This window comes from Serratia sp. 1D1416 (assembly GCF_003641105.1).
Taxonomy (GTDB): domain Bacteria; phylum Pseudomonadota; class Gammaproteobacteria; order Enterobacterales; family Enterobacteriaceae; genus Serratia; species Serratia ficaria.
Map to the genome: position 1 here is coordinate 4710646 of NZ_CP032738.1, position 18918 is coordinate 4729563.

Here is an 18918-nt window from a genome sequence, read left to right on the forward strand (position 1 = left end):
GTTTACTCAGTAAAATAACTGCCCCATTCCTGCTCGATGTTTTTCGGCATCAGCTTGCTTAACCCCGCGCCGGGCGTAAACGTCAGCTCGCCGAAATACACCTGCTCGCCGGCCTGGTAGAAATCCACGCGGACATAAGCGAACTGCTGCGCTACTTGGCGAGCCAGACGCGTCATTTCCTCCAGCCGCGTAGGGCGCGGCATCGGTTCGTCGGCATTCGGCAAACCGATGCGGATTTCGGTGCGGTTCCAGTCGATATCGAAAATGTCGCGCCGATGGGTGCCGAAACGCTGGTAATCCACCTGGATGAACATGCGAATTTCATGATTGTCGTTGAAACAATGAAACTTGATGTCGTTCGGCACCTGCTCGCCGTCCAGCAGCATGCGCTCCACCATGATGCAGGGTTCGATGTCCTGATAATGCTTTTCGCGGCTCTGCTCGTAAAAGTTGCTGCGCATCCACGCGCTGCTGAGATCGTACAGCTCCGCGTAGCTGACCTGCCGCTTGTCGAACACCAACCGGTTATAGCCGCTGCCATGGTTGGCCTTCAGCACGAAGGCGTCGGGCAACTGCCTGAAGGTGTCGTAGCTGAGCTCGGTGCCGTGCGCATACAGCTCCACCAGATACTCCTCGCCCCACAGGCCGGCGATGAATTCACGCACCTTGTACTTGTCCGACAGGGTGGTGTAGATGCTGCGCGGGTAAATTTTGCGACGCATGATCTTTTCGCTGAAGCCGGTCGGTTTCGACAGGTGCGGCAGCTTTTTGAAACAGAGCGCGTATTTAACCTGATGGTGCCAGGCATCGGGCAGGCGCTTGGAAATGTTTTTAACCAGGGTGTTTAACATGCTCTCTCCTTAATTTGCTGATAAGACGCGGCAGGCAGTAAAAACAGGTCAGCTGCAGTCGGGTGATTTTTCCGCCGCGGAAAAAACTGTTCAGAACGAAAAACGAAATGAATTCCGCCAGCAGCGTAGACACCGCCGCGCCGATCAGGCCGTAGCGCGGGATCAGCAGCAGATTCATCACCACGTTCGCCAGCGCCACCAGCGGCATCTTGATGGCGATGAAGCGATAACCGGCGAACAGCACGATGCTGCGGTACGAAACCGTCCCCATCACCGAGAACAGCGAGGTCAGCGTACAGACCGCCAGGATGTCGGCGGCCGGTTGAAAAGCGGCGCCATACAGCAGCGCGATGGCCGGGCGAGCGAACCACCACAGGCCCAGCAGCACCGGCAACGACAGGCCCAATATCACCAGATAAAGCAGCCGGATGCGGTACTCCTGCTCCAGCGGATCGCGGCAGCCGGCAATGCCCGGCATCAGCGAGGTGATCAGCGCCATCGGCACAAAAACCCAGCCCTGGCTGAGGGTGGTGGCGGCGCTGAACCAGCCGACCGCCTGTTCGCCGACCAGATTGCCCAGCATGATTTGATCGATGCGGGTATAGATCACTATCGACAGGCTGGAGATGGCCAGCGGCAGCCCCACCTTCAGCAGATAACGGCCATAGCGCCCGGCCTGGCGCGGCGTAACCCGCGGCGAGGCCGCCGCTTCCCCGCGGAATAACCACAGGCGCGCCAGGTAAGGAACGGCGCTGCTGAGGATGTAAGGCACCGCGAACCACACCAGCGGCAGCGCGGCGCTCACCAGCGCCAGCCGCAGCGCGATCGACAGCAGCAGCGCCAGGTTGTTGATCAGCGTATTGCGCTTCGACTGCAGGCGGGCGTCGTAATAAATTTTGTATACGTCCTGAATCGAGAAATAGGCGCTGATCAGCAGCAGCAGCGTCATCAGCTGGGTGGCCGGCGGCTGGCTGAAATGGCTCCACGTCAGCATCGGCAGCGCCGCCACCAGGAACAGCCGACGGCGCAGCCGCATCGAGGCCAGCATCAGGCGAATGCCGCTCGACCGTCGGCGGGCGATGCGGTTGAAGATGACGCTGTCGGCGCCCAGCTGCACCAGCGGCACCAGGATGGCGATCGTCGCCAACAGATAGTTGAGCGCGCCAAACTGCGCGGGGCCCAGATAGCGCGCGACGTAAATGGAGACGAAGATGCCGGACAGGCTGAGCGAGACGCGTTCCAGCATCAGCCACAGGGCATTGGCGATAATGGCCTTCACCCGCTTATTCCCCTGCCTGCGGCAGATCTTCGCGATGGCTTGGATAGGCGAAGTTGTAATAGCTCATGTCGGTCGCCGCCTTCTTCACCACGCCGTTGAGGATCACCCCTTTGACGGCCACGCCGTTTTGCTCGAAGCGACGCAGGCTGGTTTCAATCTGCTTGACGGTGTTCACCTCGAAGCGCACGACCATCAGCGCGGTGCCGACATGGTTGCCGACGATGGCGGCATCGGTCACCGCCAGCACCGGCGGCGTATCGATCAGCACCAGATCGTAGCGTTGCCCGGCCCAATGCAGAAAATCGGCGAAGCGGTGATGCATCAGCAACTCGGAGGGATTCGGCGGCACCCGGCCGCGCGAAACGAAATCCAGGTTGGCGGTCGCGGTTTTCCGCACCGCGTCTTGCGCCGTCACCTTGCCCACCAGCATATCGGACAACCCGTTGCGCGCGTCTGTCGCCAGCCAGCGGTGCAGAAACCCTTTGCGCATGTCGGCGTCAATCAGCAACACCCGCTGCCCCGCCTGGGCGATCACCACCGCCAGATTGGTGCTGGTAAAGCTTTTTCCGCTTTCCGGGCTGGCGCCCGACACCATCAGAATATTATTTTTTGCCTCCAGCATGGCGAAGTGCAGGCTGGTACGCAGGCTGCGGATCGCCTCCACCGACAGATCCGTCGGCTCGGCCAACGCCAGGATCGGCAGGCGCTCCGCCCCGCTTTTCGCCAGCAACTGCTGCTGACCCCGGCTGTGTTTGACCTGCCATGGCGACAGCGGCACGGTGGCGTACACATTGATGCCGCGTTTCTCCAGGGTATCGATATCGTTGATCCCGCGGTGGAATACCGCGCGCAGCAGCGCCACCGAGGCGGACAGCACGGCGCCCAGCATCAGCGCCAACAGCACGATCAGCGCCTTCTGCGGTTTGACCGGCTTGATGGCGGTTTCCGCTTCGTCGATGATGCGCACGTTGCCCACCGCGCCCGCCTTGCTGATGCTCAGCTCCTGCTGCTTGTTCATCAGCTGCATATACACCTGCTGATCCACCTGCACGTCGCGGGTCAGACGCAGGATCTCCTGCTGAGTCTTCGGCAGCGATTGCACCTGCCGCCCCATCCTCGCCTTCTCTTCCTCCAACGTGGCGCGTTTTTCCAGCAGCGCGCGATACGCCGGGTGTTGGCGCGTGTAGAGTTTGGAAATTTCGGCCTCCTTGAACGTCAGCTCATTAAGCTGCGCCTCCAGCTGCACCGAGGTGTCCAGCACCGACTTCGCCTCCAGCGACAGATCCACCGAGTCGTTTTGCTGGCGGAACCGGTTGAGCTGGTTTTCCGCCGAATTCAGCGCGGCCTGGGTGCGCGGCAGCTGTTCCCCGAGGAACGCCAGCGTGCGCTGCGCCTCTTCCGTTTTGCGATCGACGTTCTGCTGCAAATAGTTGTCGGCAATATTCTTCAGCACCGCTTCCGCCTTCTGCGGATCCTCGTTCTCCAGCCGGAAACTCATGATGCCGCTGTCTTTGCCCACCCCGGCGATGCTCAGGCTGTCGCGCAGATCGTCGATGGCCTGCTGACGCGCCACCTTCATCACCCGGAAGCGGGTGCCGGCCGGCGCGTCCAGCGCGCTGACCTTGATGCTCCAGGCGCCCTTGGCCGCCGCCTGCCCGACCACACCCGACAGAACCGGGCTGCCATCGCTGCTCAGGGTAAAATGCCGTTTGTCGTCCAGGGTCAGCCGCAGCGTTTCCCCCAGCATCTCCCCGGGCACCGTCATGGCGGCGATGCTGAGCACCGGCGCGGTCTCGCCGCGCAGACGCGCCAGCCCCTTGCCGACCAACGGCAGAGAGTCCGGCCGGGAGCTGACGGTCAGGTTCATGTCGTCAACGGTTTTTCCCAGCACAAAGCGTGAGTTGGCCAGCACCATTTCATCCTGGGTCGACGCGGACTGGCCCAGCGTCGTGGCCAATGTCTCCTGCAGCAGCGAGGCGCCGGCGGCCGGCTGTTCCACCTGCACCAGCGCGGTGGCCTGATACACCGGGGTCGCCAGCAGCGCGTAGACCGCGCCCAGCGCACCGGCCACGCCGGTGGCCAGGGCGATGCGCCAGCGGCTGTCCCACAGCGGCCCCACCAGGCGTTCCCACTCCAGCTTTTCGTCCTGTTCGGCCATGACGATTGGCAGCGCATTGTTTTTCATCTTATGTTCCTTATTCACCCGGCGGATTTACCAGTTGCGCACGCGCAAGGTTGCCTCACTGAGATCGTTAAAGCTGCTGATGGTCGGCACCAGCTGACCGATCAAACGGTTCCAGCGCGCGATCGGCGCCGCAGTGACGTACACCACGTCGTAAGGCTGCAGTTGGAATTCGGTGCCCATCGCCAGCGCGGTGGCGTCGGAGAGGTCGAACTGGTACAGCGTCGCCAGCCGCTGCGGCTGCCTGCCGCCGTTCGGCCGGATCACGAACACGCCGGTAGCGTCGGCGACCGTCTGGCTGATGCCTTCCGAGCTGCCCAGCGCTTCGGTCAGCGTCATGCCGCTGCGGTCCATCTTCAGCGTCGACTGCTTGCCGACCTCGCCCATCACGAACACTTTCAACTCGTCGTTGCGCGGCACGTAGAGGATGTCGCCCGGCTGCAGCAACACGTTCTGGCTGATATCGCCGCGCTGCATCAGCGCCTGCAGCGATATCGGCTGCTCCTTGCCCTGATGCGTCAGCACCACATTGCGCCAGTCGGCGTTTTCCGTCAGGCCGCCGGCGGCGTTGACGGCGTCCAGAATGGTCAGCGGCACGTTGGTTATCGCCTGCTGGCCGGAGGTTTTCACTTCGCCGGTGACATAGGCTTTCTGCGAGCGGAAGGCGGCGATGCTGACGTCGACCTGCGGGCTTTCGACGTACTGCGCCAGCCGACCGGCGATCAGGTTGCGCACCTCGGAGACGGTTTTGCCCACCACCTGCACCCGGCCGATATAGGGGTAAAAGATCGCCCCGTCGGCATGCACCCAGTTGCCGGTGTCGCTGGCGCTGCGGTACTGGCCGGCCGGCGTGGTCAATTCGGGGTGATCCCAGACGGTCACGTTCAGCACGTCGCCGACGCCGATGCGGTATTGATAGCTCTGCAGCCGCTGTTCCAGCGCCGGGTTGGGCCGCGCCACCGGTTCCACCCGGCGCATTTTTTCCAGCAGCATCGGCGTCATGCGGTAGACCTGCACCTGTTCGTTCAGACTGAAGTCGTCGTCCTGCTGGGTGACTGTGGCTTTGCCGCCGGTGGGCAGATGGGTGCCCGGCACCACCGTGCAGCCGCCAAGCAAGGTCGCGGACAGCACCAGCGGCATCAAATGAGGTAAATGAAGATTCATGAAAGTACCGTGAAAAACAGGCCGCCGTTGCGGCCTGTGGGAGGATTAACGATCGGCTGTCGGGTTATCGCCGAAGACCGACGCCTGGCGCGGTTCGTGCAACATGGCGAAGTAGCCGCCAAAACACAGCAGGAACGCGACCAGCAGCAGGCTTTCCTTCAGCTGCAGCACTTCGCTGCAGATGCCGACGCAGGCCAGCGTCACCGCCAGCATGGTGCTCATGCCCAGCGCCTGGCGCGCATTGAGCCCGCGGCGCATCAGAATGTGGTGCAAATGGTCGCGGCCGGCCCTGAACGGGCTCTGGCGGCGCAGCAGGCGGCGCACCATCACCGTCACCATATCCATCAGCGGAATGGCGATCAGCCACAGCGCGGTCACCGGGCGAATGACCGCCTGCTGCCCCTGCGTCGCCAGCAGCAACAGCCACAGTACGGTGAAGCCGATCACCATGCTGCCGGCGTCGCCCATGAAGATTTTGTGGCGCAGGCCGAAGACGCTCATGTTGAACAGCAGGTAGGCGGCCAACGCGGCAATCAGCCCCAGGCACCACAGCGCCAGCTCATCGCGCCCGCCCAACCCGAACAGGATCGCCAGCGCGGCAAAGGTCACGCAGGACAGCGTCCCCAGCTGGCCGTCGATGCCATCGACCATGTTGTAGGCGTTGATCGCGCCCCAAACCGCCAGCGGGGTAACCAGCAGCGCGCTGTAGCCCAGCATCAGCTCCTCGCGCCCCCACAGATAGCCGAACGAAGAAAGCTGCATCCCTGCCGCCAGCATCATCGCCAGCGCAATCCCTCCCTGCACCATGACGCGCGGCGCCACGGGCAGATCAAAACGGTCGTCCAGCACGCCCAGCACCACCAGCGCCGCCACGCACGGCAGGTAAACCGTGCTGTACGGCAGCCACTCCGGCTGCCACAGCGTCATCAGCGTCAAGGTCAGGTAGACCGCGATGCCGCCGACCAGCGGAATATGCCCCTGGTGCCGCTTGCGGGCATTGGGTTTATCCACCAGCCCTACCCTCAGCGCCGCCCGGCGGGCGATTACCACCAGCATCAGCGCCAAAATAAATATCACGCTCAGTTGATATAACATCGTTCCTCCAGCGATTAAGCACGCTACCGCCCTTGAGTTACAGCTCCCAATGCGCTATTAACAAAAACAAAATTGACAGTGCCAGGATATAAGTCAGCATGATTTAATCCCGCAGATGCAGATCCATCCGGTTTTCAATGAAAATTAATTAAGAACGTCAGCGTGTATTCAGGTTATCTATCAGAAAATTCATGTTTAATGGTTTTTTCGATAGCCGAATCAAGCTCGACCGGCGCCACGAAATTATTCTTCACATTGCTTTTAAATTGCGTTCTCGCGCAGAATTTCTGCACCCTGACGCGGCTGATGGGGAATTTTTTGCGACTTATTTTACTCACCACATCCAATGCGGTGGCGCCGCATATTCCGACCACATAAGGAATGCGAATCGTCTTGTTATCTCTGCCAAGCGACGAGGAAATAACGTCCACCAGCTGGTTCATGGTGAAATCGGGTTTATCGACATAGTTGCTGACCTGGTAGCTCGATTGCTGATCCAACGCATATTCCAGCCGCGCCGCAATATTTTCGACGTAGGCCATCGACTTCATATTATTGCCGCTGCCGATCATCACGAAACGGCCGCTGGCGATCTGGCGGAACAGGTTATACACGTTGCCGCGATTGCCTTCGCCGAATACCACCGTCGGGCGAATGATCGTCAGCTTGTTTTCCGCGTCGGCCTTGCGCCAGGCTTCGTAGACGTACTCCGCCTCCAGCTTGGACTTGCCGTAATGATTGAAGGGGTCGAAACGCCCCTCTTCACCGGTTTCCTGCTTGACGAAGCCGTAGACGGCCACCGAGGAGGTGAAAATGATCTGGCGGATATTCAGGGCGGCGGCGGTCATGCAAACATGCCGCGCGCCGTCAACGTTCACCTGATAATAGAGCGAGATGGGATCGACATTATCCTGATGTTCTGCGGCGAGGTTAATCACCGCGTCGCAGCCCGCCAGCGGCTGCTGCAGCGTCTGGGGTTGGGTCACATCGCCAAACTGATAAAGCGCGGGAAAGTGCGCGCTGGGGCGCTTGTCGACGATCACCAGTGTCAGGTCATCGCGCGCACTCAGACGTTTCACCAGGCGTGTGCCGATAAAGCCGGAACCCCCGATAATTGCTACCTTACGTTTGTCCATAATTTGTCACTCAGCCAGGTTTCCCATTATTTCCTGCCGCACCATTGAGGCAGGACGCTAATACGCGTTAGATAATGGGTTCCAGACTGGACAAATCACGCCGGGCTTTCAAATAACAAATAATGAAATAAATTTATTCGGCATTTGTAAAATTATGGCTAAAAATGAAATATCAACGTCCGCTAATTTTTAACATCATAAGCCACTTGATATTGCATGGTTTTATTCGGCAATATGAGATTAATCTGACCTTTACCCCGGGCGGCGGAAGTTTCGTATTTCACCGGGGATTTCAACTGCCCCTGTTTGGGATCGACGCATTCGATGGTCGCCTGGTCCAGGCTCTCGCCCTGATACAGGCAAAGCAGGGTCTGCGGGCTGTTGGTATGGGGATTGTTCAGGGTGAGCGTCAATACCACGCGCGTGTTGTTCTGGATGTCATTGATGATAGGAGGACGGGTCTGATTGCCCAGCACGTATGAAAAATGTGAAATAACCAGCAATGACGCAAACACCGTCAGATATTTCACAACTCTGATGGCCGGCATTGAGAAAAAACGGCGTAGCGCAGCCGTTTTTTTCGCGGAGGCCCCGCGCTTCGCCGTTTTTTCCTGCGCTGCATGAGGAGAAATAATGATTTTCTCTCCCGGCGTATCTATTTCTTCCTTTATTTCTTCAGATTGTTTTTTTGCACTTTCGGAAAGTTCCGCTTGAATATTATCATCGACGCCGACTTGTTCACTCAATATATCATCGTCGATATACTCATCCTCCTCGGATATAAAGTGAAAAATCGCCTTGTTCTCAACCTTATAGCCCAGGCGTGGAATGGTTCTGATAAGCACGTGCTCGGCATCGCCAATTTTTTGACGAATTGATTTAATTGTTTGATTTATAGTTGAATCTGAACAATAGGTCCCTTTCCAGATATTTTCTATAATTTCTGTACGGGTGACCAGTTCGGGGGACCTGGCGACAAGCAACGAAAGTATCTGATACTCCTTCCAGCGCAGACGAAATTTTTCCCCAGAAGGTGTCAGAACATCGAGATTCCTAATCTTTATTCTTTTATCAAGATTCACTTTTAATTTCCTTAGCGTGCCTGTCCTGCACACTTTGTATAGAAATATCAAAAAATGTTCAAGAAATTAAATGTAAACTCAACAGGTTGCATTCATTGGATATTGGCTTTTATAAAACTTTTCTGATTTCATTTTTTACATTCCCTCCCGATCAGGAGGCTCAGTTTATCCTAACGACGTCTTTTCCCTGCTGGCAACATGGGCTCTCTTCGCGATTGCCATTAATTTAAATAAACGATTTCAACAAGTTAGCCTGGTACGCCTAAAAATGTTATTTAGTTGTTAATCGAGTGAAATTGTGAAATTTCATCTTGCACCGCAAAATCATCACGTTTTTCCACCTAATCTGATTGCCAGATAGCCTACAAAAAGCCAGCGAAAACAGAATGAGAGTTATCTGATTTCATCGATTATTCACCGGCGAAGAAAATATCCCTCTTCGGGCGATAATTTATCGAAAATTTGATGAGGTGAAATCATCATGCATCCACTTTATTGTTCTGCATCGCTTTGTCGCTCTGCCTTATTTTTGTCAGGTTATCGTCAATAAAACGCAAGGACGGATTTAATAATATAATCCTTCCGCGCATTTCCATTGGTACATTGAGAGATACGCCTATAAAAAAAGGAAAAAATAGCATGCGGAAATAAGAATTTTACCTAAATGCAGAAAATTTCACTGAGCGGGGACAAAAGAAAGGACGCTGCGGGGGAAAGACGGGATCCCCTCCCCGGCCGGGGAGGGATGAGGCCAGGGTCGGCTATCGGGCCATTTTCTTCCGGCCGTACACCACCCAGGTGATAGCCACGCACAACAGGTAGAACACCAGGAATATCTTCATCGCCCCCGCCGGCGAACCGGTCAGCGCCAGCGACGTGCCGAAGGCCTGGGGAATGAAGAAACCGCCGGCGGCGCCGATCGCCGAGATGAAGCCCAGCGCCGCCGCGGAATCGGTCACGGCTTCGCGCTGTGCGCTCTCGTCGCTGCCGCCGGCCGCCTTGACGCGGTCCACGGTGATTTTGCGGAAGATAACGGCGATCATCTGGAAGGTGGAGCCGCTACCCAATCCGGCGGTCAGGAACAGCAGCATGAATATGCCGTAGAAAGCGATAAAGGAGCCCGGATGGCCGCCGCCCGGCAAGGTAAAGAACAGCAGCGCGGCGAATACCGCCATCAGCACGAAGTTGATCAGCGTGACCCTAATGCCGCCAAAGCGGTCGGACAACGCGCCGCCCACCGGCCGCGCCAACGCCCCGAGGAAAGGACCGAAGAAGGCGTAGTGCAAAATGACCACGTCCGGAAACTGCGTTTTCGACAGCATGGCAAAACCGGCGGAAAAACCGATGAAGGAACCGAAGGTGGCGAGATACAGCAGGCTCAGCACCCACAGGTGCCCGCGTTTCAACACCGGCAGCTGCTGGCGCAGCGAGGCCTTGGACGCCGCCAAATCGTTCATGCCGAACCAGGCCGCCAGCGTGGCCATCAGCAAAAAAGGCACCCAGATCCAGGCGGCGTTTTCCAGCCACAGCGCGCTGCCGTCTTGCTGGCTCTGCGCCGTGCCGCCAAACAGGCCGAACATGGCGAAAGAGATCGCCAGCGGAGCCACCAGCTGCATGACGCTGACGCCCAGATTACCCAGCCCGCCGTTTAACCCCAGCGCGCCGCCCTGGCGAGCCTTGGGAAAGAAGAAGCTGATATTGGCCATGCTGGAGGCGAAATTGGCGCCGGCGAAGCCGCACAGCAACGAGATAATCACAAACACGCTGAACGGCGTGCCGCTGTCCTGCACCGCAAACCCCAGCCACAGGCAGGGGACCAGCAGGAAGCAGGTGCTGATGGCGGTCCAGCGGCGGCCGCCGAACAGCGGGATGACGAATGAGTAAGGCACGCGCAGGATCGCGCCCGAGACCGAAGGCAGCGCAGTCAGCAAGAACAGCTGATCGGTGCTGAAGTTGAAACCGACCTTGTTCAGATTGACCGCCACCGCGCTGAACAACATCCAGACGCAGAAGGCCAATAGCAGGCAGGGAATGGAGATCCACAGGTTGCGGGTGGCGATGCGCTGACCGCGCTCCTGCCAAAAAGCGCCGTCTTCAGGACGCCAGTCCTGGATCAGCGCGCCGGTTTTTTTCGATGATGGCGTTGCAAATTGCGACATAAAAACCTCAGACACGGGGAATCACTCCGCACACCCTAGGGGGCGCCCCCGGTGGCAAAGTTGATGTATATCAACGCAGGTGCAAGTAGTCGGCGGCGGGAAAACGCCCCTCATCCCTTTGTGAGTACCGCACAGCAAAGAAATAAACAATTAAATATCAATCAATTGAACACGCATCCCACGCCGGCGCCCGACAGACTCGCGCCAAACGGAAACTAGTGGGTACTTCGTTCGAGGTATGTGGTTATGCTCAGGGATAATGAAGAATATGGCTGAATCGTTACTACTTTAGCGCCTCCGCCGTCTACCGCGGCCGTGCGCGCCATGGAGACCCTCGCCCTATGAAACGCCTGTTGGCTCCCCTTTCGCTGGTGAACCAGGTCGCCCTGTTGATGCTGCTGCTGGGCATTCTGGGGGTGGCCGGCATGGGGATCTCCGCGTGGATGTCGCAAAGCATCCAGGGCAACGCGCACGCCATCAACAAGGCCGGCTCGCTGCGCATGCAGAGCTATCGCCTGCTGGCGCAGGTGCCGCTGGATGCGCGCCACGAGGCGTTGATTCAGGAGCTGGAGCGCGATGAAAACAGCCCGGACCTGCGGCGTTCGGTGGAGCAGGAAGGTCTGGCGATACCCTTCGGCGCCCTGCGCGACTACTGGAGACAGGGTCTGCAGCCCGCGCTGCGCGCCGCCCAGCGCCCTGCCGACGCCGCGGGGCAGGCCGCGCATTTTGTCCGGCTGGTGGACAAGCTGGTGTCGGATATCGACCGGCAGACCGAACGACGGCTGCTGATGGTTACCCTGGTGCAGGCGGGATTTATCGCCCTGACGCTGCTGCTGTTGATCGGCACCACCTGCTACCTGCGCCGCCGGCTGCTGCACCCCTGGCGCCAGCTGGTCGACATGGCGCTGGCGGTCGGCCGCGGCGACTTCAGCCGCCGCTTTGCCCAGCGCGGCCATCAGGATGAAATGGCTTCGCTCGGCGGCGCGCTGAACACCATGTCCGACGAACTGTCCGCCACCTACAGCGGGCTGGAGCAGCGGGTGGCGGAAAAAACCGCCGATCTGCAGCAAAAAAACCAGGTGTTGAGCTTCCTGTATCGCGCCAGCCGCCAACTGCACGCCAGTGAGCCCTTGTGCAGCCGGCTGACGCCGATACTCAATCAGCTGCAGACGCTGACGCCGCTGCGCGCCATTCAGGTGCGGCTGTACGAAAACGACAGCCGGGAACCGCTGCTGCAGCTGAGCGGCAACCAGCCGCTGCGGCCGGAACACTGCCACAATCCGGTATGCAGCGCCTGCCTGAACGACAGCGACCGCCAGCACGCCGACAATCCCTCGCTGAGCTGGAGCCTGAGCGACAAGCTGGGCGACTACGGGGTGATCGTCGCGCAGCATGCGCCGCGGCAGCCGCTGAACGACGACCATCGCCAGCTGATCAATACGCTGGTCGAACAGTTGACCAGCGTACTGGCGATAGAGCGCCAGGTGGATCACCAGCAGCAGCTGATGCTGATGGAAGAACGGGCGGCGATCGCGCGCGAGCTGCACGACTCTATCGCCCAGTCGCTGTCCTGCCTGAAAATGCAGACGGCCTGCCTGCAAATGCAGGGCAAGGAGCTTTCCGCCGACAGCCAGGCGCTGGTGCGGCAGATGCGCGAAGAGCTGAACGGCGCTTATCGCCAGCTGCGCGAACTGCTGACCACCTTCCGCCTGCGCCTGACCGAGCCCGGCCTGCTGGCGGCGCTGCAGTCTACGGTGACCGAGTTCACCCCCAGACTGGGCCTGACGATTACGCTCGACTATCAGCTGGGGCCGCGCACGGTGCCCGCTTACCAGGCGATCCATCTGCTGCAGATCGCCCGCGAGGCGCTGAGCAATATCCATAAGCACGCCGCGGCCAGCCAGGTGAGCATCCAGGTGCTCAACAAGCGGGGCGAAGTGAGCCTGAGCGTCTGCGATAACGGCCGCGGCCTGCCGGCCGACACGACGCGGCCCGATCATTACGGGCTGATCATCATGCGCGACCGCGCCAAAAGCCTGCACGGCCGCTGCGAGATTTTACCGCGCAGCGGCGGCGGCACCGAGGTGCGGGTGACCTTCAAGCCCGACAACCCTGCCATCGATTAACGGAGATCCCATGACCACTGAAACCGCCGCCACCATTTTGTTGATCGACGACCATCCGATGCTGCGCAACGGCGTCAAGCAGCTGATCGGCATGGACGCGCGCCTGCAGGTCATCGCCGAAGCCAGCAATGGCGAACAGGGCGTAACGCTGGCGGAGCAGCAGGATCCGGACCTGATCCTGCTCGATCTGAACATGCCGGGCATCAACGGCCTGGAAACCCTCGACCGCCTGCGCCAGACGGACCTTTCGGGGCGTATCGTGGTGTTCAGCGTCTCCAATCACGAGGATGACGTGGTCAGCGCGCTGAAGCGCGGCGCCGACGGTTATCTGCTGAAAGACATGGAGCCGGAAGAACTGCTGAAGGCGCTGCATCAGGCGGCGGCCGGGCAAATGGTGCTCAGCGAGGCGCTGACGCCGATCCTGGCCGCCAGCCTGCGGGAAAATCGCCCCAGCGCCGACCGCGACATTCAGCAGCTGACGCCGCGCGAACGCGATATCCTCAAGCTGATCGCGCAGGGCCTGCCGAACAAGCTGATCGCCCGTCGCCTGACCATCACCGAGAGCACCGTCAAGGTACACGTCAAACACCTGCTGAAAAAAATGAAGCTTAAGTCGCGCGTTGAGGCCGCCGTCTGGGTGCTGCAGGGCAAAAACGGTTAGCCGCCCCCCAGCGGCCCGGTCTGGGCCGGGATCACCGGCGGCGTGAGGGTTTTCACCGGCGGCGCGGCTTCATCGCCGGAAGACAACGTCAGCGGCGGCGTCACCTTGAGATCGATCCAGTTGGACGTTACGCGCTGCTGCTTGTCATCCTCCAGCGTGACCGACAGGCGGTAACTGTTGGCCGCCCCCGGACTGTCGTCCCATTTGGGCACGATCAGGGTCCAGCCGTGCGGATCGTTGGCGTTGCGCGACGGCGTCAGGCTCAGCGCCTGGGTATCGCCCTGCCAGCTGACGCGGGTGATGTTGTTCACCGCCTTGATCTCCAGCACCAACGGCAGCGTTTCCCCCTGCTGCAGACTCCACGGCGGCGTAGCCAGAAACACCTGCAGCGTTTTACGCTGGCGGAACTCCAGCACCGGCACGTTTTTCCGCTCGATATTGTCGTAGCGGCTGCCGCGCAGCGATTTGGCCTGCGCCACGTACTCCGGAGAAATCTGTTTGACCAGCGGTACGCCAAGCCGGTAGCTCAGCGCCAGCTCCACCTGATCCTGGCTCTGGCCGCCCTCGCCAATCTTGTGCAGCGCCTTCACCGTCACCAGCGGCACCGGGGTATAGTTCAGCCCCAGCTGCATGGCGCGCGGATCGTTTTGTTTTTTGCCGCTGCCGAACAGGTCGACGTTATCCCCGAGGTACTGTTCGTAGCTGAGTGAACCGCCGATATGGCGGTAAAACGGCAGGTAGCCCTGCGTGGTGATGTCGTAACCGCGCGCCGGGCGGCTGAAGAACACCGCGTCGTTCGGCTGCTGCGCCAGTGCCGACAGCGGATAGTAGTAGTTGGCGGAAAGGCGCAGGTAGTCTCCCCAGGCCTCTGCGCCGACGCTGGCGCGGTTGCGCTGCCGGGCGAAGTCGCTGTCGAGCACCGTGTTGTAGCCCAGCAGCCAGTCGCCGGTGATCCAGCGTTGCCCCAGGCCGAAGTTGCCCAACGAGCCTTCGCTCTGCTGCAGCAAACCGACCTGGCTGTAGGTCAGCAGGCCGTTGACGTCATACAGCGGGCTGAACAGCTGCCCGGTGCTGCCGGTAAAATCGCCCTCGTTGTTCACCTTCAGCGCCAGCGTCGCCGTCCCCAATGGCGACAGCAGCTCCTGCGCCTGCTGCTGCAGCGCGCCGGTCGCCTGCCCGAGCACGTAGTTTTCGGCGCGGGTGCGCACCTGCTGGCCGGACACATTGTTCAGATCGCGTTCGCCCAGCTGTTTGGCCATGGTGGCCCATTCTTTCTCGCGTTCGGCGTCGTCCGGGGCGCCGCCCAGTTCAGGCAGGTCGGCGCCGCCGTGGCGGGTGACGGAGTCCGGCGCCGGCGGAGACTCGGCGCGGGCGGGCAGCGCGCCGCCCAGCCAGAGGAACGGCCAGGCCAGCAACGCCGCCGGCAGGCGATGGAGCCAAAAAGTCTTGCTGCTTGCGTTGTTGCGCACTGCTTGAATAACGTCAGTCATCACACCGTCGCCGCGCTCCCGTCCTCAGAGCCCGGCGAATCAACCTGTTTTGCTGCGGCCACTCCCGGCCACAGACAGCCAAACCTTCGCACACTATAGCACAGCGGGCGGCTGGCCCTGCCGGCGCGGCCACTGGCCAAGCATGCGTCATTATCCCCACAGGGTAGCGGCTTTATGATGAGAAACAATCGGATAAACCCCAATCTTTCACAGTGACGCCGTCACAAATAAGCCTTGTTATGACCCGCCGCCGCATGGCGAAGTGAATTCACCGGATTTCATCGCCGATTTTGCCGGAAAAACAGCCGCGCAAACGCGGCGCCATGCGCAAGCGCCTGAGACGTCCGGCCGTGCGCGACATGGCGATGCGCGCCCCGGCGCAGCCTGAACCACCGATTGGCGACGCCCCTGATGAAATGAAATTTTTGCCGCTATTTTGAACGCATGTTTTATTTGATTGCGGAAATGTCATGTCCACCTACCTGCCAGCGGCGTTGTCGATCCTCGCTCTGTGGCCGGCCGCGGCGATTGCCGCCTGGCTGATCGCCGAATTCGCCCCGGCGGGAAACGCCCCCGCATCGCCGCCGAGGACAGTGCGACAGGTGATGCTGACGGCGACCGCCGCCGGGTTGGCTACCCTGCCTTGCGACCTGACCCTGCAGCAGCGATTATGGCTGCTGCCGGCGGCGACGCTGCTTATCGCGCTGGCGCTGATCGACTGGCGGCACCAGCGGCTGCCGGACCGGCTGACCCAGCCGCTGCTGTGGGCAGGGCTGCTGTGCAACCTGAATCAGGAATGGGTACCGCTGTCTGATGCGTTACTCGGCGCCGTGGCCGGCTATTTGTCGCTGTGGCTGCTCGATGCGCTCTATCGCCGAGCGCGGCGCCGGGCCGGCATCGGCCAGGGCGATTTCAAGCTGCTGGCGGCGCTGGGCGCCTGGGTCGGCTGGGGCGCCTTGCCGCTGCTGGTGAGCGTCGCGGCGGCGGCGGGGCTGTGCGTCACGCTGGCGCGCAGCCCTCCGGGCAAGATGGCCTGGCGCGCGCCGCTGCCCTTTGGCGTTTATCTCGCCGCCGCCGGCTGGCTGACGCTGCTGCTGAACGCCGGGGCCCATTACGCCTAGCTTTTCAACGCGCCAATCAGGCGATTAAGCAACCCCGCGACCTCGGCGGCGGTGGCGGATGCCGGGTTGACCAGCGGTTGCACCGCCGTCAGCTTGGTCGCCGACAGCATTTCATCGTTGCGGATTTCCAGCGCGTCGGCGGGAGGGGTGCCCCGCGCCGTCCGGCCGCCAACAGCTGCCGCGCGAGGTCTGCACCTGATAGCTGCCGACGCCGAAATCCTGCTCAACGCGGTAATAAATTTCGCAGCTCAGCGGCCCGGTGCGGCGCAGGCTGAAGGCCCCCTGCGCGCTATGGCTGCCCTTATTGGCGACGAAGGCGGTCGCCTGCGAGGAAAGATCGAAGGTGATGTACAGATCGCAGGCCAGCACCTGCGGGCCAACGCTTTGCTGCAGCGTGATGCGCGTGGTCGGTTGCCGGTCAGGGGCGGTCAGGGTGCCGAGAAAGGCCCAGAACGCCCGCCGCGCGCTATTGCGCGGCAAATGATGGCTGGTGGCGCCGGGCGCAATGCCCCGCGCGCCCTGGCTGCCCGTCACGTCGACGCCGCTCAGGAAAGAGGTGGCGTCCACCCTGCTCTTGCCGGTCAGCGGCGCGCCGCCGTGATGCAGATTGCTGAACCTCACTTCGGTATTGTTGCTGCAGACGGCGATCGCCGCTGCGCCGCCGGCGTAGAGGTTCAATTGGCCGATATCCCAACGCGATTCGTTAATAAAGCGACAGAGCACAGCGCTGCCTTCAACGTTATGCGCATCCTGAATATTGATGCTGCCGATCGAGCCCTGGGCAAAATGGGTGGACAACAGGCTGACGTCGGCGCCGCGTTTCACCTGCCGGTTCTCGCAGCTCAGCGAATTGACGGTGCCGTTAAAATCCTTGAAACAGTAGATGTCGCCGCTGCAATCCTCCGCCGCCAACGATCCCAGGGTGGAATAAAACCCGGAAATCATATAGGCCTTCCCTTTGGCGCGGGCGGCATGCAGGCCATCGATAAAATTGGTGGTGCCGGATTTGTCCATCCACAGCACCCCGTCCCCCGGGCGATGGGCATCGACCGCCATCTGCACGTTCACCAGCCAGTTGATGAACATGTCGCCCGAAACGAACAGCGAGTATCCGCCAACCTGGGTGTAAATATCGCGGATATCGCACTTGGTCATGTTGCGATCGCTGAACCACACGCCATGGCCGTCGGCGCCGGCGCTGTCGTCCCTCAGCGTCAGGCCGTGCAGCGTCAGGTTGGCGAAGCCCTTCACCACGATCACCGCTTTCTTCGTTTCGCCCTGTTCATTGGTGTAGTCGTTATCCGCCGTTTTGACGATTTGCGTCGCCCGGCCCAGCCCGACCACCCGCAGCCCCATGCCGCCGTAAATATCCGTGGTGGTTTGGATAATCACCTGTCCGGCCACCCGGTATACCCGCTTGCCGAGCGACAGGGTACCGCCGGCCCGCAGCGCCGCCGCGGCCGCCTTATTGATCGCCGGCGCCCAGTCGTCGCCGTCGCCGTCCCGATAGTATTGTTCCGGCGTGACCACTTCCCCGGTGCTCGTCAGGTCCGCCGCCAAAGAGCGCGTGGTTGAACTGGTTCCATTGTTCGCCATATCTTCCTCCCGTTTCACTGCGGTCGATGCCGTTTGTGACGCTGAAAATACCGCCGTTTAGCCAGGAAGTTATGAAATTTCATCTTATTTCACTCTGACACAGCGTTAACAATCGCCGGGCCGTGGTGATGGCGGCGCGCCGGGGCCTTCACACCGCCAGCGCGGCGGCCGGGCGCTCGGCGGCTGCCGGCGCGGGCTGATACAACCCGACCACCGCGCCAATCACCAGTAAGCTGGGCGATACCGGCCGCTGCCGGGCGATAAGCCCTGACAGATCGGCCAGCGTGCCGATCAGAACCCGCTGCCGCGCCCGGGTGCCGCGCTCGATGATCGCCAGCGGCGTACTGCCCGCCATACCATGCCGCATCAGCTGGGCGGCGATGGCGTCGCTCTGCGCCAGCCCCATATAAAACACCAATGTCTGCCCTTCGCTGACCAGCGTGCGCCAATCCGGCGGCGCGCCGCCGTCGCGACAGTGGCCGGTAACGAACCGCACCGACTGCGCAAAATCCCGGTGGGTCAGCGGGATGCCGCTCGCCGCCGCGCAACCGCTGGCGGCGGTAATGCCGGGCACGATATGGCAGGCGACGCCCTGCCGCCGCAGCGCAACCATCTCCTCGCCGCCGCGACCGAAGATAAAAGGGTCGCCCCCCTTCAGCCGCACCACCCGGTTGCCGGCGGAGGCCAACTCCACCAGCAAACGTTCGATCTCCGGCTGCGACAAGGTGTGACGATGCATTGATTTGCCCACGTCGATGCGCAGCGCCTCAGCCGGCAGCAACGCCATCACCTCCGCCGACACCAGCCGGTCGAACACCACCACGTCCGCCTGCCGCATCACCCGCAGCGCCTTCAGCGTCAGCAGTTCGGCGTCCCCCGGCCCGGCGCCGACCAGCCAGACTTCCCCGTTTTTCACCGGCTGACGCCGTTCGCCCGCCGCGCTCAGTTGATCTATCGCGTTCATCGTTGTTCTCCG

At 60.9% G+C, this 18918-nt stretch carries 15 protein-coding genes; 3 read left to right on the forward strand and 12 right to left on the reverse strand.

All coding sequences use genetic code 11. The features are described 5' to 3' along the window. Positions 1-2 precede the first annotated feature (2 nt). From D7I37_RS22900 to D7I37_RS22935, 8 genes are all read right to left on the reverse strand, one after another. Positions 3-851, reverse strand: a complete 849-nt coding sequence (locus D7I37_RS22900) for an ATP-grasp fold amidoligase family protein (protein WP_061794631.1) — start codon at positions 849-851, stop codon at positions 3-5. Then, positions 832-2130, reverse strand: coding sequence for a flippase (locus tag D7I37_RS22905; protein ID WP_129544430.1), 1299 nt, complete (start codon positions 2128-2130; stop codon positions 832-834). Before D7I37_RS22905 ends, D7I37_RS22900 begins: the two co-directional genes overlap by 20 nt. A 4-nt stretch (positions 2131-2134) precedes the next feature. Then, positions 2135-4315, reverse strand: a complete 2181-nt coding sequence (locus D7I37_RS22910) for a polysaccharide biosynthesis tyrosine autokinase (protein ID WP_061794633.1) — start codon at positions 4313-4315, stop codon at positions 2135-2137. Positions 4316-4342: 27 nt separating this feature from the next. Then, positions 4343-5476: a polysaccharide export protein gene (locus D7I37_RS22915; protein WP_061794634.1), complete on the reverse strand. Its 1134-nt coding sequence runs from the start codon at positions 5474-5476 to the stop codon at positions 4343-4345. 45 nt (positions 5477-5521) lie between these two features. Next, positions 5522-6571 (reverse strand): UDP-N-acetylglucosamine--undecaprenyl-phosphate N-acetylglucosaminephosphotransferase, encoded by a 1050-nt coding sequence (wecA, locus tag D7I37_RS22920; protein ID WP_061794635.1) that lies wholly within the window; start codon positions 6569-6571, stop codon positions 5522-5524. Positions 6572-6744: 173 nt separating this feature from the next. Then, on the reverse strand, positions 6745-7707 hold the full coding sequence (locus D7I37_RS22925; RefSeq protein WP_129544431.1) for an NAD(P)-dependent oxidoreductase: 963 nt from the start codon (positions 7705-7707) through the stop codon (positions 6745-6747). Positions 7708-7889: 182 nt separating this feature from the next. Next, positions 7890-8789 carry a transcriptional regulator gene (locus tag D7I37_RS22930; protein ID WP_061794767.1) on the reverse strand — a complete coding sequence of 300 codons (900 nt, stop codon included), beginning with the start codon at positions 8787-8789 and terminating at the stop codon, positions 7890-7892. A gap of 761 nt (positions 8790-9550) precedes the next feature. Beyond that, on the reverse strand, positions 9551-10948 hold the full coding sequence (locus D7I37_RS22935; RefSeq protein WP_061794637.1) for a NarK family nitrate/nitrite MFS transporter: 1398 nt from the start codon (positions 10946-10948) through the stop codon (positions 9551-9553). Between the two features lie 341 nt (positions 10949-11289). Between D7I37_RS22935 and narX the strand changes: the two genes are divergently transcribed. After that, complete coding sequence (narX, locus tag D7I37_RS22940) at positions 11290-13074, forward strand: nitrate/nitrite two-component system sensor histidine kinase NarX (RefSeq protein ID WP_095097946.1); 1785 nt, start codon at positions 11290-11292, stop codon at positions 13072-13074. Positions 13075-13084: 10 nt separating this feature from the next. After that, positions 13085-13735 carry a two-component system response regulator NarL gene (narL, locus tag D7I37_RS22945; RefSeq protein WP_061794639.1) on the forward strand — a complete coding sequence of 217 codons (651 nt, stop codon included), beginning with the start codon at positions 13085-13087 and terminating at the stop codon, positions 13733-13735. Here narL and D7I37_RS22950 read toward each other — a convergent pair. Both D7I37_RS22950 and D7I37_RS22955 read right to left on the reverse strand, forming a co-directional pair. After that, positions 13732-15225: a YchO/YchP family invasin gene (locus D7I37_RS22950; protein ID WP_061794640.1), complete on the reverse strand. Its 1494-nt coding sequence runs from the start codon at positions 15223-15225 to the stop codon at positions 13732-13734. The two genes, narL and D7I37_RS22950, sit on opposite strands and share 4 nt — an antisense overlap. Positions 15226-15493: 268 nt before the next feature. Beyond that, the gene (locus tag D7I37_RS22955; protein WP_129544432.1) at positions 15494-15697 is read right to left on the reverse strand and encodes a hypothetical protein; all 204 of its coding nucleotides are present in this window, start codon (positions 15695-15697) and stop codon (positions 15494-15496) included. Here D7I37_RS22955 and D7I37_RS22960 point away from each other — a divergent pair. Beyond that, on the forward strand, positions 15696-16346 hold the full coding sequence (locus D7I37_RS22960) for an A24 family peptidase (RefSeq protein ID WP_129544433.1): 651 nt from the start codon (positions 15696-15698) through the stop codon (positions 16344-16346). The two genes, D7I37_RS22955 and D7I37_RS22960, sit on opposite strands and share 2 nt — an antisense overlap. Before the next feature lie 111 nt (positions 16347-16457). On the opposite strand, the gene D7I37_RS22965 is transcribed toward D7I37_RS22960, so the two are convergent. Further along, positions 16458-17942, reverse strand: coding sequence for a hypothetical protein (locus D7I37_RS22965; RefSeq protein ID WP_242502732.1), 1485 nt, complete (start codon positions 17940-17942; stop codon positions 16458-16460). A gap of 148 nt (positions 17943-18090) precedes the next feature. Then, the gene (gene cobA / locus D7I37_RS22970) at positions 18091-18906 is read right to left on the reverse strand and encodes a uroporphyrinogen-III C-methyltransferase (protein ID WP_129544434.1); all 816 of its coding nucleotides are present in this window, start codon (positions 18904-18906) and stop codon (positions 18091-18093) included. Between the last annotated feature and the right edge of the window lie 12 nt (positions 18907-18918).